Below are 25,142 nucleotides of genomic sequence, written 5' to 3' on the forward strand. Positions count from 1 at the left end.
AGACCTTTAAAACTAAGTGATTAAGCTGCTATTTACCGGATTCTTCATCGAGGTAAACGCCTGGTAAAATTCATCTGAAATCGTGCTGATTGCCGCAAGTGTTTCCTGGGATTTCCACTTCCTGCTCAGATATTCAAGTGCGGCAATGTGGAAATCACTATTGCCCAACTCCTTGAGGTAATTGCTGATAATGTCCCGATCGACATTTAGCTGCAGCGCATTATAAATTTTCAACAAGGTCGCGGCCTTTCTGAAAAAAGGATCGGCGATATTCTTCTCGATATCAGACGATTTTTTAAAGTTTCCGTTTCGTGAAGCGTCTTCAGCCTGAAAAACTATTGCTAACACTTCATCGATATTATCTACGCAAGTGGTTATTTTCGTCGGGTTAATCTGACATTCGTACATGCTTACCGGGTTCTTCATGCTGCTGATTTTCTCTGCAGTAGAGTAATGACGGTTATAGATATGGAATGTGCCTACATACCAGGATAACTTTCCGACTTTCCACCCAAGCGTATTAGCAATAATTTCGTGTAAAACGCTCCACTCAAAAAAATTGATGCCGCTGAATCCCCAGATGGCGTCATTCGCGCGGACGGTAACATGTAAATCAATATAGCCGCCTCGCTGGATGAAGTGCAGCCAGTTATTACAGGGAACATCTTTTGTTTCCTGATAATCCGTTTCAGGATCAAAGATGTTCATTACTGCACGTTTAGTCAGAGGATCTTCTCTGAGGCGATTGACCACTCCCTGCAACTGGTCTACTTTCCCTTTCCATTTGCGCAACCGGGGTCCGTAGGCTGCTCGCCAGGTCAGGGCGTCATCGGAATAGTCCTCTGCGCGAGGAAGATAATGTTTAAGGAACTGCAGATCATCTCGTCCTGCGAGTACCCACATCGTTTCTGCAACCTGCGCAAAGACGTTATTATTTCTGTGGGGCAACACCAGAAATCGCTCTGTGGGATGGCTGATTTTGGTTAATGTTGAGAGCACTTCCCGTTGCTCCTGATCGCGTGAGCCAACATCGTTACCATTGATCATGATGTTATTTACGGTATTAACCAGTGCATGCGTAATATTACGATTCATGGGCGACCTCGTGACCTAATTTCGCCATTTCACTTTCGATAATCTGAAACGCCTCTTCAACCTGCTGATAATTATAATGGCGACATCCCTCGCTGCCAGATATCATAGCTGAAACGCTTTTATCATTTTTCCTGTAGAGCGTGATAACCGGAATGCGCCAGCTGATTGCAGTCGCAATTTCATAACCCACTCCCAGGCTTGGTGTGGTGACTTCAGCGACAACCACCTGAGAATGGCGCAGCCAGTGCAAATCACGGTCATGAATAAATTTGTCACTCAGGAAAGACTGACCACCATCAGATAAACTGTAATCACCCACGTGTTCGGTAATAACTTTACCGTATCCCTTGAGCTTATTAATCAGTTTCGCGTAAACAGGAACATCATCCCGTCCGGCTCTGATTGAACCAGCAAAATAGATAACTAATCCATTATCAATAATAGTTTCAGGCGAAAGGGTATGTACTAATTCACTCACGATGCTTCTCCATATAAGGGTTTCCCTTGACCGAAAAATAACAGTCATGCTTTCATTTTTTTGAATCTTATAAAAAGAGGTTTATCAGGCTTATTAATGGAATTAATAAAGCCGGGGAGCTACTCTTTCTATTTTGAAAATTTGAAAAGCGACAGTGCCGTTCAGGTGATTTAACAATTCATTTTCATCAAGACTAAAATGCAGTGACATTATTGTAAATATAAGTAAAGGTACTTACACTAAGGAAAAAAATTCCACAATAGGAGGAGGTATGGAGAGTCTGCGAGGCCTCAGAGCGTTTGTTTATACGGCTGAACTGGGCAGCTATGTTGCAGCGGCGAGGGTGTCAGGCATCTCTTCTTCAGCGATTGCAAAGAGTGTTGCGAAACTTGAAGACGAACTCGGGGTGAGGCTTTTTCATCGGACAACGCGCAGCATCGGTCTGACTGAAGAAGGGAATGTCTTCTATGAACGGTGTAAGTTCATCCTGAATGAGATTCGCGATGCCAGAGCCCTGATTGCCGAAACGCGCATTACGCCCTGTGGCAGATTGCATATCAGCGTGCCGCAAATTTTCGGGCACTCCCTTTTAATGCCCATACTTCCACGCTTTATTGAAAAGTACCCGGACATACAGCTTGATATCGATTTTGAAGATCGCGTGGTGGATCTGATTGCGGAAGGAATAGATGTCGCGGTGAGAAGTGGTGAGCTGGCAGATAACCGCCTGGTGAGCAGAAAGCTGGGAGAGCAGTATTTTGTCGTCTGTGCCAGCAGAGAGTATCTAAAAATGCATGGCGTTCCTTTAAACCCTGCCGAGCTGGTCCATCATCGCTGCATACATTTCAAATACCCCTCAAGTGGCCGTATCGCGAGCTGGGCTTTCACTGCCGATTTTGAAAACCTGGACCTTCCGAGGGATCTTATATTCAACAATACTCACGCTGGCTTGCGGGCAGCCATTGATGGGTCAGGTGTCGCTCATCTGCCGGTCTATGTTGCTGAAGAAGCATTCGAAAAAGGATTACTTGTCCCTTTGCTGACTGAATACATGCTGCCATTAGGGGCGATGTCGCTAATCTGGCCTTCTAACCGCCATTTATCCCCGAAGGTCAGAGCATTTGTGGATTTTGTCAGCAGCGAACTGGTTCAGGGGAACTATTTTACCAATATTGGCAGTCAGACGCTGAGTGGGGTTGACGAAGCGTGAATTGAAGGGGACGGGCGAACCACAGGATGTGGTGAGTGTATCGAACCTTCGATAACGGGTTCGCTCTATAACGCAAAAAACCCGCCAGAGGCGGGTTTCTTTAAATTTTGGTGCCCGAACCCGGAATCGAACCAGGGACACGGGGATTTTCAATCCCCTGCTCTACCGACTGAGCTATTCGGGCAACGGGGCGCATTAAACCGTAAAGGCCGCGGGTCGTCAACGGCTTTCACTAAAAAACCCCTGGAAACGTGACTGATTGCCTGATTTTCAGTCAAAGCAGGCAAAACCTCAGGCCAGCGCGCCATTTTTACGGCACAGCGCGATGCTGTAAACATCTTCCGCCAGTCGCTGGGCGGTGGCAACATCCTGCACATTGCGCTTCACCAGCAGCTTGCTGAGGCAGCCTTCAAGAATCAGCTCCATCTGATCGGCCACCATGCTGGGGTTGTCCAGCGCCTGCTCCACCAGAATGTCGTGGGTGAACTGCCATGAGCCGCGTTTCTGCTGTTCGGCCAGTTGATGGATGGGCTGATCGGGCTGCGGGTAGAAGCTACAGGCGGCGATAAACAGGCAGCCTGGAAAGCGTCCTTTGCTGACCTGCTCACTCAGGACCTCATAGCGTGCCATGAGCTTCTGGTCGGGCGACAGCGATTCATCCAGCAGGATCTGGCGTCGCCAGGTATCAATCTGCTGGCCATGATAGCGCAGCGCATCATAGAGCAGAGCATCACGATCGGGCCAGAACAGCTGAAGCTGCTCAAGGGTTAATTCAGTCTGTCCCGCCAGGGTTTCCAATGAGAGGGTGGCGGCGAGGCCGTTCTGTTCAAGCACATTCAATGCATGCTCGAGTATCTGTTCACGCTGCAAGTGACTCTCCTCTGGTATGCAGGCCCGGTCATTCACCGGGCAATGACCTGACTCCAGTGTTGTTTACGGGGTAAGTTTCTGCAAATGCGCTCTGAAGTCGGCGGCATTGAGAAACCCGGTGATGCGCGAATCGGGGATTTCACGGCCCTGCGCATCAAAGAACAAAATCGTCGGTAAGCCCAGCACCTGAAGATGCTGCAACAGCGCGTTGTCGCTGGCATTGTTGGCGGTGACGTTAGCCTGTAGCAGCTGTACCTTGCTCAGGCTATCGCGCACGGCGCTATCACTAAAGGTATATTTTTCAAACTCTTTGCAGGCGACGCACCAGTCGGCGTAGAGATCGACCATGGTGATACGGCCGCTTGCCTGCTGCAGCGCGCTATCGAGTTGCTGCGGCGTCTGAAGCGTCTGGAACGGCAGCGGAGCTACAGCATGCTGTCCGGCCGGGCCGCCAAAGGCCCAGTCCTGCAACGGACGCGCGCTGATCAGCGCCGCGGCCAGCATGAGAATCTGCACCACGCGCCACTTACCGCTGCTGGCGCGCAGGCTCACGCTGAACGCCCAGCCAAAGAAGGCCACGCCGAGCAGGCTCCAGAGCCGCACTCCCCACGCGTCGCCCAGCACCCGCTCCAGCAGGAAGACCGGCAGCGCAAGAATGACAAAGCCAAAGCCCTCTTTAACCGTTTGCATCCACGGGCCGCTTTTCGGCAGCAGCCGGTTACCAAACAGGGTCACGGCGATCAGTGGTAAGCCCATGCCGACCGCATAGAGCCACAGCGTCCCGGCACCGGCCCACAGATTACCGCTCTGCGCGATGTAGAGCAGAATGGCGCTGAGCGGTGCTGTCGTGCAGGGCGAGCAGATCAATCCCGCCAGCGCGCCCATCAGGAAGACGCCGGGCAGCGATCCGCCCTGCTGGCGATTGCTCCACAGGGTCAGGCGGGTTTGCAGGCTGGCGGGCAGTTGCAGCGTAAACAGGCCGAACATCGACAGTGCCAGCACGATAAACAGCAGTGAGAGCGTGAACAGCACATAAGGATGCTGCAACGCGGCCTGGAAGCGCAGGCCCGCTGCCGCGACGACCACTCCCAGCAGCGTGTAGGTCAGCGCCATCCCCTGCACATAGACCATCGCCAGCGCGAACAGTCGGCCCAGCGAATAGTGGCGATTACCGCCCAGGATAATGCCGGAGATCAGCGGATACATCGGCAGCACACAGGGTGTAAAGGCCACGCCGATGCCGATCAGCAGTGCCCAGAGCGGGGAAAAGGGCTGTGGGCTGGCGGGCGCGGGCTGAGCACTGACCGGCGCTGGCGCGCTGCTGGCTGCTACCGCACTCACCGGCACGCTGCGCGTCTCCGGCGGATAACAGAATCCGGCGGCGGCACAGCCCTGATAAGTCACGCTGAGCGTGGCACCTGGGCCTGCCTGTTGCAGCGTCACCGGCAGCGTCAGGTCCTGCGGATAGATCTCACTTTTGCCAAAGAATTCATCTTCATGCGGCTGACCGGCGGGCAGCGTCAGCGGCGCGATGGTCGCGTTCTGCGGCGTGATACGGATCTGCTGGCGATAGAGGTAGTAACCCGATTTCACTTTCCAGTGCAGGTTGAGCTGCGCGTCCTGCTGGTCGAAGTCAAACGTAAACGCCTGATCGACCGGCACAAAGCGACTGGTCGTCGGATTTGAAAAGAGTGAAGCGTGCGCCTGCAGGCCGATAAACAGCGTCAGCAGGAGCGTAATTAAGCGAGAGATGCGTGCAGCCATGACAAGTATTCACTGTCTCCATATTGAACCGGCAGCGCCAGCAGTTCGGGTACGTCGTAAGGGTGTGCTTCTTTCAGCAAATCACACAGCGCCTGCTGATGATCGCTGTCGCACTTCAGCAGCATCTGGACTTCGCTGTTCTGCTCCATTTTGCCCTGCCAGAGATACCAGGAGGTGGCGCCCGGCAGCATTGTCACGCAGGCTGCCAGTCGGGCTTGCAGCGCTAAGCCAGCAAGGTGCTCCGCCGTGGCCTGATCGGGCGCAGTGCAGAGGATAACGACCGCATTCATTCTGTGACTCCTGTTGAAAAGAGCGCCGATGATAGCACGCTCCATCTGTAACACGATGACGGCGCTACAACAGCAATCCGCCAAACACGAAGCCAGAGAGTACGGACAGCGCAATGGCGATCACCCCGGGAATAATAAAGGCGTGGTTAAAGACAAACTTGCCAATACGGGTTGAGCCGGTGTCATCCATCTCCACGGCGGCCAGCAGGGTCGGGTAGGTCGGCAGCACAAACAGCGCCGAAACCGCCGCGAATGACGCGATGGCCGTCAGCGGGGTCACGCCCAGCAGCAGCGCGGCGGGCATCAGTGCTTTGGTGGTCGCGGCCTGTGAGTAGAGCAGCATGGAGGCGAAGAACAGTACCAGCGCCAGCATCCACGGATAGGTTTTCAGCGCGTCGCCCGCCAGCATCTGGATCTCCGCCAGATGCGCTTTGACAAAGGTATCGCCCAGCCAGGCGACGCCCATCACGCAGATGCAGGCGCTCATGCCAGATTTAAAGGTGCTGGCGCTGAGGATTTCGCTGGTGTCGAGTTTGCAGGTCAGGCTGATCAGCGTGGCGATGGTCAGCATAAATACCACAATCGCTTCGTTACGTGGCAGCGGCGGATTGGCGATCAGGCCGACGCTGGCGCTGGTCGCAGTGGCATAGAGCACCACGGCCACAATCCCTATCAGAAACAGCAGCACCGACTTTTTCGCGCCCGGTTTTGCCTGGAAGATGCTGGCACCGCGCAGCGTGACTTCGCCTTTGGCGAGACGTGCCTGATAGACCTCATCATCTTTCAGCTCACGGCCCAGGAAATTTGTCACCAGTGCCGCCAGGAAGAGACCCACCATAGTTGAGGGGATGGCAATCGCCAGCAGCGTGATGTAGCTGACGCCGCGCGGTTCAAGCAGGGTAGCGAAGAAGACCACCGCGGCTGAAATCGGTGACGCGGTAATCGCGATCTGCGAAGCCACCACCGCAATCGACAGCGGTCGGGAAGGGCGAACGCCTTGCTCCTTCGCCACTTCCGCAATTACCGGCAACGTCGAAAACGCGGTGTGCCCGGTTCCGGCCAGCAGCGTCATCAGATAGGTCACCAGCGGGGCCAGCAGCGTGACATGGCGCGGATGACGACGCAGCAGACGTTCCGCCAGGCTTACCAGATAATCCATGCCGCCCGCCACCTGCATGGCGGCGATCGCGGCGATCACCGCCATGATGATTTCAATCACATCAAACGGGATAGTGCCAGGCGACATGCCAAATCCCAGCGTCAGGACCAGCACGCCCATTCCGCCGGCGAACCCGATACCAATGCCGCCAAGACGGGCGCCCAACCAGATCGCCATCAAGACGATAAGCAGCTCAACCACAAACATGAATCACTCCTGTAAAGTAAACCGGTAAAACCTGGGTGTGCTGTGTAACAAAAAAAAAGGCACACCGTGTTGATCGCGGTGTGCCTTTGGTTAACCAGCGTCGGTTAAGCCTTACTGTTCGTTTTCATCGGTATAACGTTTGGCTTTATAAACCGGGTACATCAGGTTCTGCACCGAGAAGATATCGTCCAGCTCACTTTCCGTCAGCAGGCCGCGCTCCAGCACCACCTCTCGCACGCTTTTACCAGTTTCCGCACAGATTTTGCCGACGATATCGCCGTTGTGGTGGCCGATGTACGGGTTGAGATACGTTACAATACCAATTGAATTGAAGACGTAGGCTTCGCACACCGCGCGATTGGCGGTAATGCCGTTGACGCACTTCTCCAGCAGGTTGTAGCAGGCGTTAGTCAGGATGCTGATCGATTCAAACAGCGCCTGGCCAATCACCGGCTCCATCACGTTAAGCTGCAACTGACCCGCTTCAGAGGCCATTGTGACGGTGATGTCGTTGCCAATGACTTTGAAGCAGACCTGGTTGACGACTTCCGGCACAACCGGGTTGACCTTGGCCGGCATGATAGAGGAACCCGCCTGCAGCTCTGGCAGGTTAATTTCGTTCAGGCCAGCACGCGGACCGGAGGAGAGCAGGCGCAGGTCATTACAGATTTTAGAGAGCTTCACTGCCAGACGTTTCAGCGATGAATGGACCATCACATAGGCACCGCAGTCAGAGGTCGCTTCAATCAAATCTTCTGCTGGCACCACTGGCAGGTTACTGACTTCCGCCAGACGCTGAACCGCCAGGTGCTGGTAGCCTTCCGGCGTATTGAGGCGGGTGCCGATGGCGGTCGCGCCCAGGTTCACTTCCAGCAGCAGTTCAGCAGTGCGCAGAATGCTTTTGGTCTCTTCGTTCAGCAGCACGCTGAAGGCGTGAAATTCCTGGCCGAGGGTCATCGGCACCGCATCCTGCAGCTGGGTGCGGCCCATTTTCAGGATGGTCTGGAATTCATCGGCTTTGCGCTGGAAGCCTTCGGCCAGCTGGCTGATGCCATCAAGCAGCTTCAGCAGCGAGCTGTAAACTGCGATGCGAAAACCGGTCGGGTAGGCGTCGTTAGTGGACTGGCATTTGTTCACATGATCGTTGGGGTTAAGGTACTGATATTCCCCTTTCTGGTGGCCCATCAGCTCCAGGCCGATGTTTGCCAGCACCTCATTGGTGTTCATATTGACCGAGGTTCCGGCACCGCCCTGATAGACATCCACGGGGAACTGGTCCATACAGCGACCGTTGTTCAGCACTTCGTCGCAGGCCTTGATGATGGTATCGGCAATGTTACGCGGGATGGTCTGCAGCTCTTTATTAGCCATCGCTGCCGCTTTTTTAACCATCACCATACCGCGGACAAATTCAGGTATGTCGCTGATTTTGCTGTTGCTGATATAGAAATTTTCAATCGCACGCAGAGTATGAACGCCATAATAGGCATCCGCCGGAACTTCGCGCATACCTAACAGGTCTTCTTCGATACGAATGTTGTTCGCCATGATAACCTTCTTGTTGTTGCCGCTAACCATCACAAAGGATGTGTTTATTTTGTTGTGGTGTGCCCGTGCCGACATATTATCCGTCTTCACCGTGGCATGTGCGATCATATTCTGATGCATAAGAAAAGCACGCATGCAGATCACTTAATGCTGCCGTCTGGTTAACGATATGTGAAGTTGGTTACAAAATTAACCCCGCAGGATAAATTTGACAGGATCGGTTGAAAATGGCGGCGCGGGTGCCCATCTCTTTTCTTATCATCCTCAGGATGAACGCTTTCTGCTGACCGGCACGCTGCCGTTCAGCCCCTACTTACAGGAGAGTACGGTGCGCTGGATACCGTTATTAGTCTTTTTTATTCTGGCCTGGATCGAGATTTCGCTCTTTATTCAGGTTGCACACGTCATGGGCGTGCTGCTCACCATGCTGCTGGTGGTCTTTACCTCGTGCATCGGGGTGTCGCTGGTTAAAAATCAGGGCATGAAGAACTTCATGCTGATGCAGGAGAAGCTGGCGCGTAACGAAAGTCCTGCCAGTGAGATGATCAAAAGCGTATCGCTGATCATTGCCGGTTTCCTGCTGCTGTTGCCGGGTTTCTTTACTGACCTGCTCGGTCTGTTGCTGCTGCTGCCTCCAGTGCAGAAGCATCTGACGCTGAAGCTGATGCCTCATCTGCGCGTCTGGCGCGGACCGGGTGCCGGACCGGACAGCGGTTACACCATGGATGGCGAGTTCGAACGTAAAAACAGCGATCGACTTGAGCACCATGATGATCACAAGGATCGTTAATCGCAGCGGTCACTTTTGAAAGCGCAGCCTCCGGGCTGCGTTTTTTATTTGTCGCGCCTTCTGTTCAAAAAGCCGCCACTTATCACGTTCGGGTAAAAAATTTGTTGTCCGCCCCCTTGAAAGCAGGTGGGTATGGCCCAATCTCTCTGGTCACGAGGCCGGAAGCCATGCAGCCCGGTGTTCAACCCCAAAACTGAATGATTGGACTTCTCAAAGGAGAGCTATCAAATGAAAATTCGTCCATTGCACGATCGCGTTATCGTCAAGCGTAAAGAAGTTGAAGCTAAATCAGCTGGCGGCATCGTGCTGACCGGTTCTGCAGCCGGTAAATCCACCCGTGGTGAAGTTCTGGCTGTCGGCAATGGCCGCATCCTTGAGAGTGGCGACGTTAAGCCGCTGGACGTGAAGGTTGGTGACGTCGTGATCTTCAATGAAGGTTACGGTGCTAAAACCGAGAAAATCGACAACGAAGAAGTGCTGATCATCTCTGAAAGCGACATTCTGGCGATTGTTGAAGCGTAATTTTTTCGCGTAACTCACTGAACGAAACGAATTTAAGGGACAATTGAAATGGCAGCTAAAGACGTAAAATTCGGTAATGACGCTCGCGTAAAAATGCTGCGTGGCGTGAACGTACTGGCAGATGCAGTAAAAGTTACCCTGGGCCCGAAAGGCCGTAACGTGGTTCTGGATAAATCTTTTGGTGCACCGACCATCACTAAAGATGGTGTTTCTGTGGCACGTGAAATCGAGCTGGAAGACAAGTTCGAGAACATGGGCGCCCAGATGGTGAAAGAAGTGGCCTCTAAAGCGAACGACGCTGCGGGCGACGGTACCACCACGGCAACCGTACTGGCACAGTCTATCATCACCGAAGGCCTGAAAGCGGTCGCAGCGGGTATGAACCCGATGGACCTGAAGCGCGGTATCGACCAGGCCGTTATCGCTGCGGTTGAGAAACTGAAAGCGCTGTCTGTGCCTTGCTCAGACTCTAAAGCGATTGCGCAGGTAGGTACTATCTCTGCTAACTCCGATGAAACCGTAGGCCAGCTGATTGCTCAGGCGATGGAAAAAGTCGGTAAAGAAGGCGTGATCACCGTTGAAGAAGGCACCGGCCTGCAGGACGAGCTGGATGTGGTTGAAGGTATGCAGTTCGATCGCGGTTACCTCTCTCCTTACTTCATCAACAAGCCAGAAACTGGCGCGATTGAACTGGAATCTCCGTTCATCCTGCTGGCTGACAAGAAAATTTCTAACATCCGTGAAATGCTGCCAGTACTGGAAGCCGTTGCGAAAGCAGGCAAACCACTGCTGATCATCGCGGAAGATGTTGAAGGCGAAGCGCTGGCAACACTGGTGGTTAACACCATGCGCGGCATCGTGAAAGTGGCTGCGGTTAAAGCACCAGGCTTCGGCGACCGTCGTAAAGCTATGCTGCAGGATATCGCTATCCTGACCGGTGGTACCGTGATCTCTGAAGAGATCGGTATGGAACTGGAAAAAGCGGCGCTGGAAGATCTGGGCCAGGCTAAACGCGTTGTGATCAACAAAGACACCACCACCATTATCGACGGTGTGGGTGAAGAGGCGACAATCCAGGGCCGTGTAACCCAGATTCGTCAGCAGATCGAAGAAGCAACTTCTGACTACGACAAAGAAAAACTGCAGGAGCGCGTAGCGAAACTGGCAGGCGGCGTAGCCGTTCTGAAAGTAGGCGCAGCAACTGAAGTTGAAATGAAAGAGAAGAAAGCACGCGTTGAAGATGCGCTGCACGCAACCCGTGCTGCTGTCGAAGAAGGCGTGGTTGCAGGTGGTGGTGTGGCGCTGGTTCGCGTTGCCGCACAGCTGGCCGATCTGCGTGGTCAGAACGAAGATCAGAACGTCGGTATCAAAGTTGCGCTGCGCGCAATGGAATCGCCACTGCGTCAGATCGTCTCTAACGCCGGTGAAGAGCCATCCGTTGTTGCTAACAACGTGAAAGCGGGCGACGGCAACTACGGTTACAACGCGCAGACTGAAGAGTACGGCAACATGATCGACTTCGGTATCCTGGATCCAACCAAAGTGACCCGTTCTGCTCTGCAGTACGCGGCCTCTGTTGCGGGTCTGATGATCACCACTGAATGTATGGTCACTGACCTGCCAAAAGGCGACGCACCTGATTTAGGCGGCGGCGCTGGCGGTATGGGTGGCATGGGCGGTATGGGCGGCATGATGTAATTGCCGTTGACTGCTTAAGTCATCACAGAACCCCCGATCGGAAACGGTCGGGGGTTTTTCTTTTGGGCAGGAAAATAGTATAAGTAGTGACACAATCGTTCGTCTTTCCTCTGATATCTCCCGCTGTCTGCGCGCTGACTGTTGCCGCCCTGCCGGATTGACTTACTGCTGTAAGTTTATCGGGATGCGCCAATCTGCCAGCCTGAACTCAGTATGAAATATTGAGGTGATATAACGGGATCAAGGCAATGAATGTTCAGAAAAAAGTGATCTTTTTCTGCTACGCTGCCACCCGACTCTGATGATAATAAATGGGGATTACAATGCGGATTAACCTCTTGCTCGGACTGACGGCTGGCGCGTTATTGCTGGCGGGCTGCAGCAGCTCTACGCAACTCTCTTCAGCAGGACAGCGCGTGACGTTTACCGATCAGCAGCCTGGCAATAACTGCCAGCTTCTGGGCAATATCACTGGCTCACAGAGCAACTGGCTGAGCGGTGCAGGCGGCGAAACCAGCGCACTGCGCGGTGCAGCGAATGACCTGCGCAATCGCGCAGCGGAGATGGGCGGCAACGTCATTTACGGGGCAACCAGCCCGACGCAGAACCTGTTGTCCGCGTTCGCACCACTCGACAGCAAAATGACCGGTCAGGTTTATAAGTGCCCATAATGTGAATCCGGCATCCTGATCTGTTAAACCGGCCAGCCTTTTGCTGGCCGTTTTTATTCCTGACGCAGCTGTAAATCCAGTGGTGTTTTACTTGGCTCTCCACCAATTTCACGCGCCAGCTTTGGCACCAGATAACCCGAGACCTGTGACAGTAGGGCACGCACCAGTTGACGGGCTTCGTCATCAGACACAAAGAAATGCGCGGCACCCTGTACCTTATCCAGCACGTGCAAATAGTAGGGCAGAATACCGGCATCAAACAACGCATTGCTCAGCGTGGCCAGCGTCCGGGCATTATCGTTGATACCACGCAACAGCACGCTCTGATTCAGCAGGGTGACGCCGGCACGCTTCAGGCTGATCATCGCCTCGCGCAGCTCATCATCAATCTCCTGCGCATGATTGATGTGCGTCACCATCAACACCTGCAGACGGGTTTCGCTGAGCATCTGACAGAGCCGATCGGTGATGCGCGCCGGGATCACTACCGGTAAGCGGCTGTGGATGCGCAGACGCTTCAGGTGCGGGATCTTTTCCAGCGCCGCGATTAGCCAGGCGAGCTCATGATCTTTCGCCATCAACGGATCGCCGCCGGAAAAAATGATCTCATCCAGTTCAGGATGGTCGGCGATATAGTCCAGTGCAGCCTGCCAGCTACGCTTGTTGCCGGGATTATCCTGATAGGGGAAGTGACGACGGAAGCAGTAGCGACAGTTGACGGCGCAGCCGCCTTTTACCAGCAATAACGCCCGGTTTCGGTATTTATGCAGCAATCCAGGTACAACGTTGCTTTGTTCATCGAGTGGATCGGTGCTATAACCTGGCGCATCGATGAATTCCTGGCGGCGGGTCAGTACCTGAAGCAGTAGTGGATCGTGCGCATCGCCTTTTTTCATCCGGCGGATGAACGCATGCGGAACACGCAGGGCGAAAAGACGCCGCGCATCCACACCCTCAGCCAGCTCGGTGTGCTGATCAAGGGCTAAAATCCGCAGTAATTCATCAGGTTCAGTGACAACATCAGCAAGTTGCTGCAACCAATCTTCTCTGGAAGGTGTTTTTAGGGTTACAATGTGTGCCATTTTTTTGGCTTAGTACCAGTGTCAATTTTCGTAGAGGGCCTTCATGGCGACTTATTCTAGCAACGATTTCCGTCCCGGTCTTAAAATCATGTTCGAAGGCGAGCCGTATGCCATCGAATCCAGTGAGTTCGTTAAACCGGGTAAAGGTCAGGCATTCGCACGCGTTAAAATGCGTCGCCTGCTGACGGGTTCTCGCGTTGAGAAAACTTTTAAATCTACCGACTCCGCCGAAGGCGCAGACGTTGTAGATACCAACCTGAACTACCTGTACAACGACGGCGAGTTCTACCACTTCATGCACCCGGAAAGCTTTGAGCAGTTCCCGGTTGAAGAGAAGACGGTAAGCGATGCAGCAAAATGGCTGCAGGATAACGCTGAATGTATCGTTACGCTGTGGAATGGTCGTCCAATCGCCGTTCAGCCGCCGAACTTTATCGAAGCGGAAGTTATCGAAACCGATCCAGGCCTGAAAGGTGATACTGCGGGTACTGGCGGCAAGCCAGCCAAGCTGTCTACCGGCGCCGTGGTGAAAGTGCCATTGTTCGTGCAAGAGGGCGAAGTGGTCAAAGTTGACACCCGCTCTGGCGAATACGTGTCACGCGTGAAATAAGATTCGCAGGCGCATCTTCTGGTGCGCCTTTTTCTTGTCTGAGAGAAAAAATGATCAAGCTGGCAAAATTAATCGCATTCGCGTTGCTGGTCTCTTCTGCGCTTAGCGCCTGCAACACATTCCACGGTTTTGGCGAAGATGTCTCCCACTTAGGCGGTGCCATTTCGCGTGCGGCAAAATGACCTTAACCGATTGTCCTTTTTAGAGTCCCGCCGGCAGCAACTGCCTGAAATCCGGCTATGCTTAAAGCGCTGTACTTTACATCCATCAAAAAGGACATTGTTATGTTAAAGAAAAGTATTGCCGCAATCTTCTCTGTACTGGTGCTCTCTTCTCTGCTGACGGCGTGTAATACCACGCGCGGTGTCGGTGAAGATGTCGAAGCGGGTGGCCAGGCGATTCAGAACAGCACGAAGTAACCTGTTATTCCAACCGGTACGAAAGGCTTTTCGTACCGGCTTGTCATATTCTGCACTATTTCTGTTTTACCCAGATTAGCTCTTCGACCGGAAAACCATCCCGACGTGCCTGCTCAACCAGTTTCTCTTTTACGCCCGGCTCCAGTTGGGGTGTCCGTGACAGTATCCAGAGATAGTGGCGATTCGGGCCGCACACCAGCGCATAGCGATAGTCGGGATCCAGTGCGATAACATTATAGCCGCCGTAGAAGGGGCCAAAGAAAGAGACTTTCAGTGACGCACGCTGGGGTTCACCAGTAAAGTAGGCTTTACCGACGCTCTCCTGCCAGCGCTGCTTTTTGACGTTATAGCCACGATTAATCACCTTCAGGCCGCCATCTTCACGCGGGCTGTAGTTTGCCGTCACCTGCTCAAGGCCACGCTCAAAGGGATGGTTAAGGCGGGCAATCTCATACCACTGACCGAGATAGCGCTGACTGTCAAAGTTATCAATGACCGTGACGTTCTTTGGCGGCGTGGTGCTACAGGCAACTGAGAGAAAAGCACTCAGGCTGGCAACAACTGTTTTCCATGGAGACATAGTGGGATTCCTTTGTGATTTAACCGCTTAAGTATAGAAGCCGAAACGCTGTTTTTGGCAGCGCGGGCACGAGATTGTTTGCCGCAGGCATTGCAGGTAGACTTCCCCCCCTAATTTGTATCAGGAGTCATCACCATGAGCGAAACGGCAAGCTGGCAACCAAGCGCATCCATCGCCAATTTGTTAAAACGCGCCGCTATTTTAGCCGAAGTGCGTCGTTTCTTTGCCGATCGCGGCGTGCTGGAAGTCGATACGCCGGCGATGAGCCAGGCAACGATTACCGATATCCATCTGGTGCCCTTCCAGACGCGCTTTGTCGGACCTGGTGCGGCGCAGGGGCGCGATCTCTGGCTGATGACCAGCCCGGAATATCATATGAAACGCATGCTGGCGGCGGGCAGTGGCCCGATCTACCAGATGGGGCGCAGCTTCCGCAATGAAGAGGCGGGACGGCACCATAACCCCGAATTTACCATGCTGGAGTGGTATCGTCCGCATTACGACATGTATCGTCTGATGAACGAAGTCGACGATCTGATGCAGCAGGTGCTGGAGTGTGACAGCGCCGAGTCGCTCTCTTATCAGCAGGCATTTATCCGCCATCTGGATCTGGATCCGCTGTCAGCGGACAAAGCGCAGTTGCGTGAAGCAGCAGAGAAGCTGGGTGAAGGTGAGCTGGCGCGCGCAGAAGAGGATCGCGATACCTTGCTGATGCTGCTGTTTATGCTGGGTGTGGAACCAAAGATTGGTCAGGATAAACCCTGCTTCGTTTATCATTTCCCGGCCAGTCAGGCGGCACTGGCGGAGATCAGTACGGAAGATCATCGTGTGGCCGAGCGTTTCGAGGTCTATTACAAAGGCATTGAGCTGGCGAACGGTTTCCGTGAGCTGACCGACAGCCGTGAGCAGCGTCAGCGCTTTGAGCAGGATAACCGCCGCCGTGCGGCGCGTGGCCTGCCTGTGCATCCGATTGATACCTATCTGCTGGATGCACTGGCGCATGGCATGCCAGCCTGTTCCGGGGTCGCGCTGGGTATCGATCGACTGATCATGCTGGCGTTGAAAGCGGAGTCATTGAGTGAAGTGATCGCGTTTCCGGTGGATCGTTGCTAAAAGTCCGGGTGAAAAGGGCAGGGATGGCCCATCTGATCGCAAAGGAAACCTGCATCCCTGCAGGTCGGCCTCGCCATCCTGGCTCGGACGCTTTGCTCTTCAGATGGGCCACCCCTGCCCGTCAGGCTAAGGCATTGCTATTAGTCTAAAACCCCGCCAATCAGCTGCTGCTATCCGGAAACTCCTGAATGGTTACCGGCAGCGTCAGCTTCTGGTCGTTTCGCAGCACCTGTACATCAATTACTGAACCCGGACGAATTTCGGCCACCTGATCCATGGTCTCCTGCGCGGAGATGGCGGGCTTGCCGTTGACGCTGAGCAATACATCGTTGGCCTGAATCCCGGCTTTATCTGCCGGTCCATCTGGCGTGACCACACTGACAATAATCCCCTGAACCCGATCCAGATTGCTGCCCTGTCCGTGCAGCGGCGGCAACTCACGCCCGGTAATGCCGATATAGCCGCGGATGACCCGGCCATCACGAATCAGCTTATCCATGATTTTTGAGGCTAAGACAGTTGGAATGGCGAAACCGATGCCTTCCGGGGTTTCACCATCATTACTCTTATCAAACGTCAGGGTGTTAATGCCCATCAGTTCGCCAAGCGAGTTAATCAGCGCACCGCCGGAGTTACCCTGGTTGATTGAGGCATCGGTCTGCAGGAAGTTCTGTCGGCCTGACGAACTCAGACCTACGCGGCCTGTGGCGCTGATAATGCCCTGCGTTACCGTCTGACCGAGGTTATAGGGGTTACCGATTGCCATTACCACATCGCCGATATGCGGCTGCCGGTTGGGATTAATCGGGATAACGGGCAGGCCTGAAGCGGTAATCTTCAGCACGGCCAGATCGGTCATGCCATCGGAACCCACCAGCGTCGCTTCAAAGAAGCGGCCATCCTGCAATGCCACGATAATCTGATCGGCATTGTTGATCACATGCTTATTGGTGAGGATGTAGCCTTTCGTATTCATGATCACCCCGGAACCCAGGGTAGTGATGCCACGATTGTTGTTGCCATGAGCGCTGCGGTTGTAAACGTTCACAACGGCAGGCACGGCGCGGCGCACCCCCTGATTGAAGCTAAAGGGCGTTTCGTCGGTAATATTTTCGTGGTTATAGAGGGCGTCGCTGCCCATACGCAGTGCAGGCAGTGCTGCGAGCAAAATACCCGCCACAATCAGGCCCAGCACCACGGCACGCAAAAGTTTAAGAAACATGGTGTTAAATCACGCCAGGGGAGATCGCAGGGGAGAATAACATGAGAGCGGCGGACACACACGCGCTTGTGTCCGCCGTAATGCGAGGTTTATCTCAACAACAGATAGATACTTTCATCGCCGCGCACCACATTCAGTGCCAGGACCGGCGGTTTTCCTTCCAGAATTTTACGCATTTCTGCAATGGTCTGAACGCGATTGCGGTTAACGCCGATAATCACATCATCTTTCTGCAGGCCAACCTGTTCAGCCGGCGTACCTTTTTCGATGGTATCGACCTTCACGCCTTTATCACCGGTTTTGGTCTGTCCATCACTCAGGGTTGCGCCCTGAAGTGCAGGTGACATCAGCTGAGCGCTGGCGGTACTCTGGGCGCTCTGTTCCAGCGTGACGGTAACGGTTAGTGGCTTACCTTCGCGCAGCAGGCCAAGTTTAACCTGTTCGCCTGGCGGCGTGGTGCCCACTTTGACGCGCAGCTCTGCGAAGCTGGTAATCGGCTTATCGTTAATCGACGTAATGATATCGCCTGACTTCACGCCTGCTTTCTGTGCGGCAGACTGCGGTAAGACTTCTGAGACGAAGGCGCCGCGCTGCGCATCGACATTGAACGCTTTAGCCATATCGGCCGTCATTTCAGTGCCTTTGATGCCGAGCTGACCGCGCTTCACTTCACCAAATTTGATCAGCTGTTGCGCGAGGTTCATCGCCATATCGCTCGGAATCGCAAAGCCGATGCCGATGTTGCCGCCGCTGGAGGCCAGAATCGCGGTGTTGATACCGATCAGCTCACCGTTAAGGTTAACCAGCGCACCGCCTGAGTTGCCGCGGTTAATGGCAGCATCGGTCTGAATAAAGTTTTCCAGCCCTTCCAGGTTCAGGCCGCTGCGGCCCAGCGCAGAAATAATCCCGGAGGTGGCGGTCTGCCCCAGACCAAACGGGTTACCGATCGCCACTGCGAAATCACCCACTTTCAGCTGATCGGAGTCTGCGACTTTCACCTGCGTGAGGTTTTTTGCACCCTGAATCTGAATCAGCGCGATATCGGTCTGCTCATCATGGCCGATCAGTTTGGCTTCATATTCACTGCCGTCGCCAAGCTGTACGTTGATCTTATCCGCACCGTTAACCACGTGATTGTTAGTCAGCACATAGCCTTTAGCGGCGTCAATGATGACGCCAGAACCTAAGCCTTCAAATGGCTGCGGCTGACTGTTTCCGCCAGGCATCTGGCCGAAAAAACGCTTCAGGGGTTCAGGAATATCCTGAGCCTGCGCACCGGAATCAGTGCCTTCCACGTGAACACTGACCACGGCGGGCAACACTTTCTCCAGCATCGGTGCCAGACTTGGCAGTGGCTGGCCCGCAATTTGTGCTGGCAGCGTTGCCATCGCGTCTGGCGCGGCGGCAAGGCTCATCCCAATACTCAGGGCTAATGCGCTAAACAGGCGTGCTTGTTTTTTCATTGCTACAACGCTCTCGCTGCAAAAGGTGGGAGGAATCAATGAGTGTGACAGTCGTTTGCGATCAGGGTTCGCAAAAACAGTGGGCGCAGACAGGCTGCGCCCCAAAAAGATTAGTCGCGGGCAGGGCGCTCGCCACGCAGTAAACCGGATGCGCCTTCAGAGTAGTCGCGCGGCATCTGCACCGGCACCTGATCGTTGTCCGCTTCAGCTTCAGTCAGCTGATAGGCAAACGGATTTTTCTGGCCAGGCAGATTTGGCAGCAGGTCATTCGAGCCTTTTGCCATATGCTGATAGAGCTGACGATAGTCACGCGCCATGTTGTCCAGCAGCTCCGCGCTCTGCGCGAAGTGGTTGGTCAGCTCTTCGCGATAATCAGCCAGCTCCGCTTTCGATTTTTCCAGCTCATACTGCATGCTGCGCTGCTCACGCAGCTTTTTGTTGCCAAAACGCATGGCGACTGCGCCGACAATAATACCTACCACTAAACCAATTAGCCCGTATTCCCAGGTCATAATGACTCCCGTGTTATTTCCATTGTTCCGTAGGGCGTTACACCATGTTCAATAATAGTCACTATACCCGTTAATCTTATGGATGTGGAACTCCGGAGCAGCATGGCTTAGTGTAGAACGGCCTTTTTTTCAGCAACCGTGGTATCAATCAGACACCATTCAGGGACTTTGAAACAATAATGCAAACCTCAACTCCGCTTGCACGCTATGAGCAGGCGCTGTCGCAGGGCGAATTCAGGCCCGATGACGTACAACGTGAAGCGATTACCCGTTTAGACGCGCTGCAGCAGGCGCTGGTTGCCCGGCAACAAGCCGCCGCGCCTTCCTCATCCGGCCTGCTGGGACGCCTCTCTAAATTGATGGGCAAAGAGAAAAACGAGACGGCACAACCGGTACGCGGGCTCTATATGTGGGGCGGTGTCGGTCGCGGTAAGACCTGGGTCATGGATCTCTTTTTTCAGTCTATTCCTGGCGATCGCAAACTGCGTCTGCACTTCCACCGTTTTATGCTGCGCGTACACGAAGAACTTACGCAGCTTCAGGGCCAGAGCGATCCGTTACTGATCGTGGCGGACAAATTCAAAGCCGAAACCGACATCCTCTGTTTTGATGAGTTTTTTGTCTCCGATATCACCGATGCCATGCTGCTGGGCACGCTGATGGAAGCGCTGTTTGAACGTGGCATCGCGCTGGTCGCCACCTCGAACATTCCGCCGGACGATCTCTATCGCAATGGTCTGCAGCGTGCGCGCTTCCTGCCTGCGATTGAGCAGATAAAACGGCACTGTGATGTGATGAACGTGGATGCGGGTATCGACTACCGGTTACGCACGCTGACCTCCGCGCATCTGTGGAACTTTCCGCTCAACGCAGAGACGCATGCCGAGATGGGCCGGATGTTCAAAGCATTGTCAGGCAGCCAGCCTGAAGCGGCACCGGTTCTGGAAATTAATCATCGCCAGATGCCGACGCTGGGTGTGAGCGAAGGCGTGCTGGCCATTAATTTCACGACCCTGTGCGGTGAGGGACGCAGTCAGCATGACTACATTGCGCTTTCGCGCCGTTTTCACAGCGTGCTGCTCTATGACGTGCCGGTGATGATCTACAAAACCGAAGATCAGGCGCGCCGTTTCCTGGCGCTGGTCGATGAGTTCTATGAACGTCATGTGAAGCTGGTGGTCGCGGCGGAAACGTCACTGACCGAGATTTATCAGGGCACGCGACTGAAGTTTGAATACCAGCGCTGTTTATCCCGACTCCAGGAGATGCAGAGCGAAGAGTATCTGCGTTTGCCGCACCTGCCGTGAGAATAAACAGGATAAATACCGAAATAGGGTTCGATTTTTGTAACCGACTTCTCTATAATCTTGCGACCCCACGTTACAGCAAAGGATTTTTTTCCCAAATCCTCTGTGTTCCAGTAACTCTATCCGAAGGGGTGGCTTGCTGGTCAAAATGGTCGTGTGAGCCTCATTCGTTTACTTAAGCGTTTGGGATTTCACCAACGTGTAACTTAATTTGGGTAAGCTTTTCGATGAAAACTTTTACAGCTAAACCAGAAACCGTCCAACGTGACTGGTTTGTAGTTGACGCAACGGGCAAAACTTTGGGTCGCCTGGCGACTGAACTGGCGCGCCGTCTGCGTGGTAAGCATAAAGCGGAATACACTCCGCACGTTGATACGGGTGATTACATCATCGTTCTGAACGCAGAAAAAGTTGCTGTAACCGGCAACAAGCGTACTGACAAGATCTACTATCACCACACCGGCCACATCGGTGGTATCAAACAGGCGACCTTTGAAGAGATGATTGCTCGCCGTCCTGAGCGTGTGATTGAGATCGCGGTTAAAGGCATGCTGCCGAAGGGCCCGCTGGGTCGTGCTATGTACCGTAAACTGAAAGTTTACGCAGGCAACGAGCACACCCATGCGGCACAGCAACCGCAAGTTCTTGACATTTAATCGGGATTAAAGGCAATGGCTGAAACTCAAAACTACGGCACTGGTCGCCGCAAAAGCTCTACCGCTCGCGTATTCATTAAGCCGGGTAGCGGTAACATCGTAATTAACCAACGTTCTCTGGAACAGTACTTCGGTCGCGAAACTGCCCGCATGGTAGTTCGTCAGCCGCTTGAGCTGCTGGACCTGGTTGGTAAATTCGATCTCTATGTCACTGTTAAAGGTGGCGGTATTTCTGGTCAGGCTGGTGCGATCCGTCACGGTATCACCCGCGCTCTGATGGAATACGACGAATCACTGCGTGGCGAACTGCGTAAAGCAGGCTTCGTTACTCGTGATGCGCGTCAGGTTGAACGTAAGAAAGTCGGCCTGCGTAAAGCACGTCGTCGTCCTCAGTTCTCCAAGCGTTAATTGTTTGCAGCTCCGGCTGCAGCAATTGGCTCAAAAAACCCGCTTCGGCGGGTTTTTTATTTTCTGCCTTCCCACGACTTCCCGCGAAAACCGTAACGTCGCGCTCAATTTACCTGCAAAGATTCATTACACGCCCACAAGCAGCCTAAAATCTGGTAAACTCTGTGTCACTTTGCGCCCGCAGGCCGGTGCGTTATGCGCCTTCCCTCTGTCGGGGCGTCAGTATCTGTGACGCGGCTAACCAGGTTGCGTGCGAGTTCGATAAGCTGGTGAATCGCCGTGTGGTTGGCTATTCGCAGTATCTTTTTGTGAACAAACTTGGAGGTTTTCATGGCTGTCGCTGCCAACAAACGTTCGGTAATGACGCTGTTTTCTGGTCCTACTGACATTTTCAGCCATCAGGTTCGTATCGTCCTGGCGGAGAAGGGTGTCAGCGTAGAGATCGAGCAGGTCGAAATGGATAACCTGCCGCAGGATCTGATTGACCTCAATCCGTATCGCACGGTACCAACGCTGGTAGATCGTGAGCTGACGCTGTATGAATCACGCATCATCATGGAATATCTGGATGAACGCTTCCCGCATCCGCCACTGATGCCGGTTTATCCGGTTGCCCGTGGTGACAGCCGCCTGATGATGCATCGCATCGAGCAGGACTGGTACAGCCTGATGCGGAAAGTCGAGAACAGCACGGGTCAGGAAGCCGAAGCCGCACGCAAGCAACTGCGTGAAGAGCTGCTGGCTATCGCCCCACTGTTTGGTCGTACGCCTTACTTCATGAGCGAAGAGTTTAGTCTGGTCGATTGCTACCTGGCGCCGCTGTTATGGCGTCTGCCTTCCATGGGCATCGATCTGATCGGCTCGGGTTCAAAAGAGCTGAAAGGTTACATGAACCGCGTATTTGAGCGTGATTCTTTCCTTGCTTCATTAACTGAAGCTGAACGTGAAATGCGCCTGCAAGCCCGGGCTTAACGTATGGAAATGTCGCAACTTACTGCACGTCGTCCCTATCTGCTGCGCGCCTTCTATGACTGGTTGCTCGACAACCAGCTGACGCCGCATCTGGTGGTCGACATTAATCTGCCAGGTGTGCAGGTGCCGCTGGAGTATGCGCGTGATGGTCAGATTGTCCTGAACATTGCGCCACGCGCTGTGGGTAACCTCGACCTGGCTAATGATCAGGTGTCGTTCAACGCCCGCTTTGGTGGCGTTCCTCGCCAGGTTAACGTGCCGATGGCGGCGATTCTGGCGATCTATGCACGTGAAAACGGTGCCGGCACGATGTTTGAACCGGAACCGGCTTACGAGCTGGGTATGCAGGAGGCATCAGAGGGTCAGGAAGAGACCATGATGTCAGTGATTGATGGTGATCGTCCTGACGACGCCAGCGATGACGAGACACCACCTGATGACGATCCACCGCCACGTGGCGGACGGCCTTCACTGCGCGTCGTGAAATAGCCGTGACATAACAGCGAATACCCGCCCATCCGGCGGGTATTTTTTTGCCTGTCATCCATAAAAAAAATCCGGCTGCCTGCGCAAGCCGGATTTTTCAGCAGACCTTCGCGATTAGTAGACGTCGCGCAGGTAGCGTTTCTCTTTCTTCAGCTGATCGACATAGTCGGCAGCGCGCTCGGTGGAGAGACCACCAAACTGACGAACCACTTCATACAGCGCATTATCCACATCTTTCGCCATACGCGAAGCATCGCCACAGACGTAGAAGTAAGCCCCTTCCTGCAGCCAGGCGTAAAGCTCAGCGCCCTGTTCCAGCATCCGGCTCTGCACGTAGATCTTCTTCTCCTGATCGCGTGAGAAGGCCAGATCCAGACGCGTCAGCAAGCCATTATCCCGCCAGGCCAGCAACTCATCCTGATAGATAAAGTCATGTTCCTGATGCTGATCACCGAAGAACAGCCAGTTTTTGCCCTGCGCGCCGGTTGCCTGGCGTTCCTGCAGGAAGGCGCGGAACGGTGCGATACCGGTGCCCGGTCCCACCATGATCAGCGGTGCGCTGTTATTGGCAGGGACGCGGAACGCTTTATTGGGTGAGATAAAGATGGCGGGCTTCTCACCACGACGCACGCGTTCGGCCAGATAGGTCGAGCAGACGCCACCGCGATTACGGCCGCCACTGTGATAACGCACAGAGGCAACGGTCAGGTGCACCTGATTCGGATGGGCTTTAGAGCTGGATGAAATTGAGTAAGCACGATGCTGCAGCGGGCGCAACAGGGCAACAAACTCCGGCACTGTCAGCGTGCGCGTCAGTTCGAGCTGCAGCAGGTCAAGGGTATCTTTGCCCCACAACCAGACGCCCAGTGCATCTTTATCATCATGCTGTAAGACATGACGCAGTTCCTGATTGGTGGTGTTCTGTCCAACCCACTCGATTAACTTGCGTGACGGCTCAGAGATTTCGAACTGATAGGTCAGCAGGTCGCCGAGGCTGCGGTCAAAGCCAGGCACTGGCGTCTGGTAATCAGCATTAAGCTGCGTCAGCAGAAGGCTGACCAGTGACGGCTCGTTGACCGGAATCACGCCCAGCGCATCGCCCGCTTCATACTTCAGGCCGCTATCCGACAGATCGAATTCAAAATGACGAATATCTTTGGCTGACTGCTCACCTGACAAACGCTTGTTGGTGATTAGCGCGGCGGCATACGGATTCGATTTGTTGCTGCCTGGAATGACCGGCGCTTCAGGCGCGCTCTCCAGCACGGTGCCGCTGCTGCCTGCGCTGGCGGCAAACTGTGGCATTGAGCTGTTCAGCCACTCGCTGGACGGCTCTTCATAGTCGATATCGCAGTCAATGCGATCCACCACGCGTTTTGCACCCAACTGCTCAAGGCGCATATCGATGAATTTGCCCGCCTGACAGAAGCCATCGTAACCCGTATCGCCAATCGCCAGCACGGCGAAATGCATCTGCTCCAGACGCGGTGCGGTACTGGCAGAGATCGCATCCCAGAACAGCTGGGCATTGTCCGGCATCTCACCTTCACCATAGGTCGAGGTGACAATCAGTACATGGCGCATGGTGGCAAACACGTCGAGATCGACATCGCCCAGCGCCTGAACCACCGGCACCAGCCCTTTCGCACGGGCAGATTTCGCAGCGGTCTGCGCCAGCGCTTCGGCATTGCCGGTCTGTGAGCCGTACAGAATATGCAGTTGCGTGGTCGCGGCCGCGCCCGTGCCTGCAGCAGGTTGCTGCTTGTCTTCTAAGACCAGCAAACGGGAGTGAAGGCCCGCGAGAAAGCCAGCCAGCCAGTACTTCTGATCGCCATTAAAAGGTGCATCTTCTGGAATATAAGGAATTTTCATGGGTACTTTTACTCAATCCCGTTCTCGCCCGATATCAGTGGCGTTCCCCGGTCTGAAAGCGGTTCCGCCTCCCCGCGCCGCAGTGTGTGCAGCAGGGGAAAGCGGTTCTGCCTCTGTCCGGTACAACGATTAATCCGG

Annotated in this window: 27 protein-coding genes and 1 tRNA gene; 14 read left to right on the forward strand and 14 right to left on the reverse strand. The window is 54.1% G+C overall.

All coding sequences use genetic code 11. From position 1 onward, the window contains the following. Positions 1-12: 12 nt before the first annotated feature. The gene (locus AC6I8C_RS01830) at positions 13-1,095 is read right to left on the reverse strand and encodes a thymidylate synthase (RefSeq protein WP_497821454.1); all 1,083 of its coding nucleotides are present in this window, start codon (positions 1,093-1,095) and stop codon (positions 13-15) included. After that, positions 1,085-1,573: a nucleoside 2-deoxyribosyltransferase gene (locus AC6I8C_RS01835; protein ID WP_497821455.1), complete on the reverse strand. Its 489-nt coding sequence runs from the start codon at positions 1,571-1,573 to the stop codon at positions 1,085-1,087. The genes AC6I8C_RS01830 and AC6I8C_RS01835 overlap by 11 nt, the downstream gene beginning before the upstream one ends. Before the next feature lie 271 nt (positions 1,574-1,844). Here AC6I8C_RS01835 and AC6I8C_RS01840 point away from each other — a divergent pair, with 271 nt between their 5' ends. Next, a complete protein-coding gene (locus AC6I8C_RS01840) occupies positions 1,845-2,783 on the forward strand; it encodes a LysR family transcriptional regulator (RefSeq protein WP_497821456.1) in 939 nt (312 codons plus the stop codon). Positions 2,784-2,891: 108 nt separating this feature from the next. Here AC6I8C_RS01840 and AC6I8C_RS01845 read toward each other — a convergent pair. From AC6I8C_RS01845 to aspA, 6 genes are all read right to left on the reverse strand, one after another. Continuing rightward, a tRNA-Phe gene (locus AC6I8C_RS01845) sits at positions 2,892-2,967 on the reverse strand. 107 nt (positions 2,968-3,074) lie between these two features. After that, entirely contained in the window at positions 3,075-3,653 is a 579-nt protein-coding gene (gene dicD, locus AC6I8C_RS01850; RefSeq protein ID WP_497821457.1) for a division control transcriptional repressor DicD, read from the reverse strand. 63 nt (positions 3,654-3,716) lie between these two features. Then, the gene (locus AC6I8C_RS01855; protein ID WP_497821458.1) at positions 3,717-5,417 is read right to left on the reverse strand and encodes a protein-disulfide reductase DsbD; all 1,701 of its coding nucleotides are present in this window, start codon (positions 5,415-5,417) and stop codon (positions 3,717-3,719) included. Continuing rightward, the gene (gene cutA, locus AC6I8C_RS01860; protein ID WP_419139108.1) at positions 5,393-5,707 is read right to left on the reverse strand and encodes a divalent cation tolerance protein CutA; all 315 of its coding nucleotides are present in this window, start codon (positions 5,705-5,707) and stop codon (positions 5,393-5,395) included. Before cutA ends, AC6I8C_RS01855 begins: the two co-directional genes overlap by 25 nt. A gap of 64 nt (positions 5,708-5,771) precedes the next feature. Then, positions 5,772-7,073 (reverse strand): anaerobic C4-dicarboxylate transporter, encoded by a 1,302-nt coding sequence (locus AC6I8C_RS01865; RefSeq protein WP_497821459.1) that lies wholly within the window; start codon positions 7,071-7,073, stop codon positions 5,772-5,774. A 111-nt stretch (positions 7,074-7,184) separates the two neighbouring features. Then, the gene (gene aspA, locus AC6I8C_RS01870) at positions 7,185-8,621 is read right to left on the reverse strand and encodes an aspartate ammonia-lyase (RefSeq protein ID WP_150011885.1); all 1,437 of its coding nucleotides are present in this window, start codon (positions 8,619-8,621) and stop codon (positions 7,185-7,187) included. A gap of 328 nt (positions 8,622-8,949) precedes the next feature. Between aspA and AC6I8C_RS01875 the strand changes: the two genes are divergently transcribed. The 4 genes from AC6I8C_RS01875 to AC6I8C_RS01890 all read left to right on the forward strand — a co-directional run bounded on the left by AC6I8C_RS01875 (position 8,950) and on the right by AC6I8C_RS01890 (position 12,302). Next, positions 8,950-9,411: an FxsA family protein gene (locus AC6I8C_RS01875; RefSeq protein WP_181405311.1), complete on the forward strand. Its 462-nt coding sequence runs from the start codon at positions 8,950-8,952 to the stop codon at positions 9,409-9,411. Between the two features lie 228 nt (positions 9,412-9,639). Beyond that, the gene (locus AC6I8C_RS01880; protein WP_009092502.1) at positions 9,640-9,933 is read left to right on the forward strand and encodes a co-chaperone GroES; all 294 of its coding nucleotides are present in this window, start codon (positions 9,640-9,642) and stop codon (positions 9,931-9,933) included. A gap of 48 nt (positions 9,934-9,981) precedes the next feature. After that, entirely contained in the window at positions 9,982-11,631 is a 1,650-nt protein-coding gene (gene groL, locus AC6I8C_RS01885) for a chaperonin GroEL (protein ID WP_003848314.1), read from the forward strand. 323 nt (positions 11,632-11,954) lie between these two features. Continuing rightward, positions 11,955-12,302, forward strand: a complete 348-nt coding sequence (locus AC6I8C_RS01890; RefSeq protein WP_008925394.1) for a DUF4156 domain-containing protein — start codon at positions 11,955-11,957, stop codon at positions 12,300-12,302. A 53-nt stretch (positions 12,303-12,355) separates the two neighbouring features. Here AC6I8C_RS01890 and epmB read toward each other — a convergent pair whose 3' ends face one another. After that, positions 12,356-13,384, reverse strand: coding sequence for an EF-P beta-lysylation protein EpmB (gene epmB / locus AC6I8C_RS01895; RefSeq protein ID WP_497821460.1), 1,029 nt, complete (start codon positions 13,382-13,384; stop codon positions 12,356-12,358). A 43-nt stretch (positions 13,385-13,427) separates the two neighbouring features. Between epmB and efp the strand changes: the two genes are divergently transcribed. The 3 genes from efp to AC6I8C_RS01910 all read left to right on the forward strand — a co-directional run bounded on the left by efp (position 13,428) and on the right by AC6I8C_RS01910 (position 14,413). Continuing rightward, complete coding sequence (gene efp / locus AC6I8C_RS01900) at positions 13,428-13,994, forward strand: elongation factor P (RefSeq protein ID WP_098051707.1); 567 nt, start codon at positions 13,428-13,430, stop codon at positions 13,992-13,994. Positions 13,995-14,044: 50 nt separating this feature from the next. After that, positions 14,045-14,176 (forward strand): entericidin A/B family lipoprotein, encoded by a 132-nt coding sequence (locus AC6I8C_RS01905; protein ID WP_003848306.1) that lies wholly within the window; start codon positions 14,045-14,047, stop codon positions 14,174-14,176. Positions 14,177-14,278: 102 nt separating this feature from the next. Next, positions 14,279-14,413: an entericidin A/B family lipoprotein gene (locus AC6I8C_RS01910; protein WP_003848302.1), complete on the forward strand. Its 135-nt coding sequence runs from the start codon at positions 14,279-14,281 to the stop codon at positions 14,411-14,413. A 55-nt stretch (positions 14,414-14,468) separates the two neighbouring features. Here AC6I8C_RS01910 and AC6I8C_RS01915 read toward each other — a convergent pair whose 3' ends face one another. Next, entirely contained in the window at positions 14,469-14,993 is a 525-nt protein-coding gene (locus tag AC6I8C_RS01915) for a lipocalin family protein (protein WP_033781615.1), read from the reverse strand. A 135-nt stretch (positions 14,994-15,128) separates the two neighbouring features. On the opposite strand from AC6I8C_RS01915, the gene epmA reads away from it, so the two are divergent. Then, positions 15,129-16,106: an elongation factor P--(R)-beta-lysine ligase gene (gene epmA, locus AC6I8C_RS01920; protein WP_497821461.1), complete on the forward strand. Its 978-nt coding sequence runs from the start codon at positions 15,129-15,131 to the stop codon at positions 16,104-16,106. Positions 16,107-16,266: 160 nt separating this feature from the next. Here the strand turns inward: epmA and degS are convergent, their stop codons facing one another. The 3 genes from degS to zapG form a co-directional block, all read right to left on the reverse strand. Beyond that, on the reverse strand, positions 16,267-17,328 hold the full coding sequence (degS, locus tag AC6I8C_RS01925; protein WP_033781618.1) for an outer membrane-stress sensor serine endopeptidase DegS: 1,062 nt from the start codon (positions 17,326-17,328) through the stop codon (positions 16,267-16,269). Between the two features lie 89 nt (positions 17,329-17,417). Next, a complete protein-coding gene (gene degQ, locus AC6I8C_RS01930; protein ID WP_010251960.1) occupies positions 17,418-18,791 on the reverse strand; it encodes a serine endoprotease DegQ in 1,374 nt (457 codons plus the stop codon). 110 nt (positions 18,792-18,901) lie between these two features. Continuing rightward, on the reverse strand, positions 18,902-19,303 hold the full coding sequence (gene zapG / locus AC6I8C_RS01935) for a Z-ring associated protein ZapG (RefSeq protein WP_003848291.1): 402 nt from the start codon (positions 19,301-19,303) through the stop codon (positions 18,902-18,904). Between the two features lie 179 nt (positions 19,304-19,482). Here zapG and zapE point away from each other — a divergent pair, with 179 nt between their 5' ends. The 5 genes from zapE (at position 19,483) to sspB (ending at position 23,135) form a co-directional block, all read left to right on the forward strand. Then, positions 19,483-20,610: a cell division protein ZapE gene (gene zapE / locus AC6I8C_RS01940; RefSeq protein ID WP_095706327.1), complete on the forward strand. Its 1,128-nt coding sequence runs from the start codon at positions 19,483-19,485 to the stop codon at positions 20,608-20,610. A gap of 227 nt (positions 20,611-20,837) precedes the next feature. Continuing rightward, entirely contained in the window at positions 20,838-21,266 is a 429-nt protein-coding gene (gene rplM / locus AC6I8C_RS01945) for a 50S ribosomal protein L13 (RefSeq protein ID WP_008925400.1), read from the forward strand. A gap of 15 nt (positions 21,267-21,281) precedes the next feature. Next, positions 21,282-21,674, forward strand: coding sequence for a 30S ribosomal protein S9 (gene rpsI, locus AC6I8C_RS01950; protein WP_008925401.1), 393 nt, complete (start codon positions 21,282-21,284; stop codon positions 21,672-21,674). Positions 21,675-22,004: 330 nt separating this feature from the next. Then, positions 22,005-22,646 (forward strand): stringent starvation protein SspA, encoded by a 642-nt coding sequence (gene sspA / locus AC6I8C_RS01955; protein ID WP_003851135.1) that lies wholly within the window; start codon positions 22,005-22,007, stop codon positions 22,644-22,646. A gap of 3 nt (positions 22,647-22,649) precedes the next feature. Beyond that, positions 22,650-23,135 (forward strand): ClpXP protease specificity-enhancing factor, encoded by a 486-nt coding sequence (gene sspB / locus AC6I8C_RS01960; RefSeq protein ID WP_013359871.1) that lies wholly within the window; start codon positions 22,650-22,652, stop codon positions 23,133-23,135. Positions 23,136-23,246: 111 nt separating this feature from the next. Here sspB and AC6I8C_RS01965 read toward each other — a convergent pair whose 3' ends face one another. Beyond that, complete coding sequence (locus AC6I8C_RS01965) at positions 23,247-25,004, reverse strand: sulfite reductase subunit alpha (protein ID WP_013359872.1); 1,758 nt, start codon at positions 25,002-25,004, stop codon at positions 23,247-23,249. Positions 25,005-25,142: the final 138 nt, after the last annotated feature.

Source organism: Pantoea sp. X-Soil-YNGN-844, assembly GCF_059730595.1.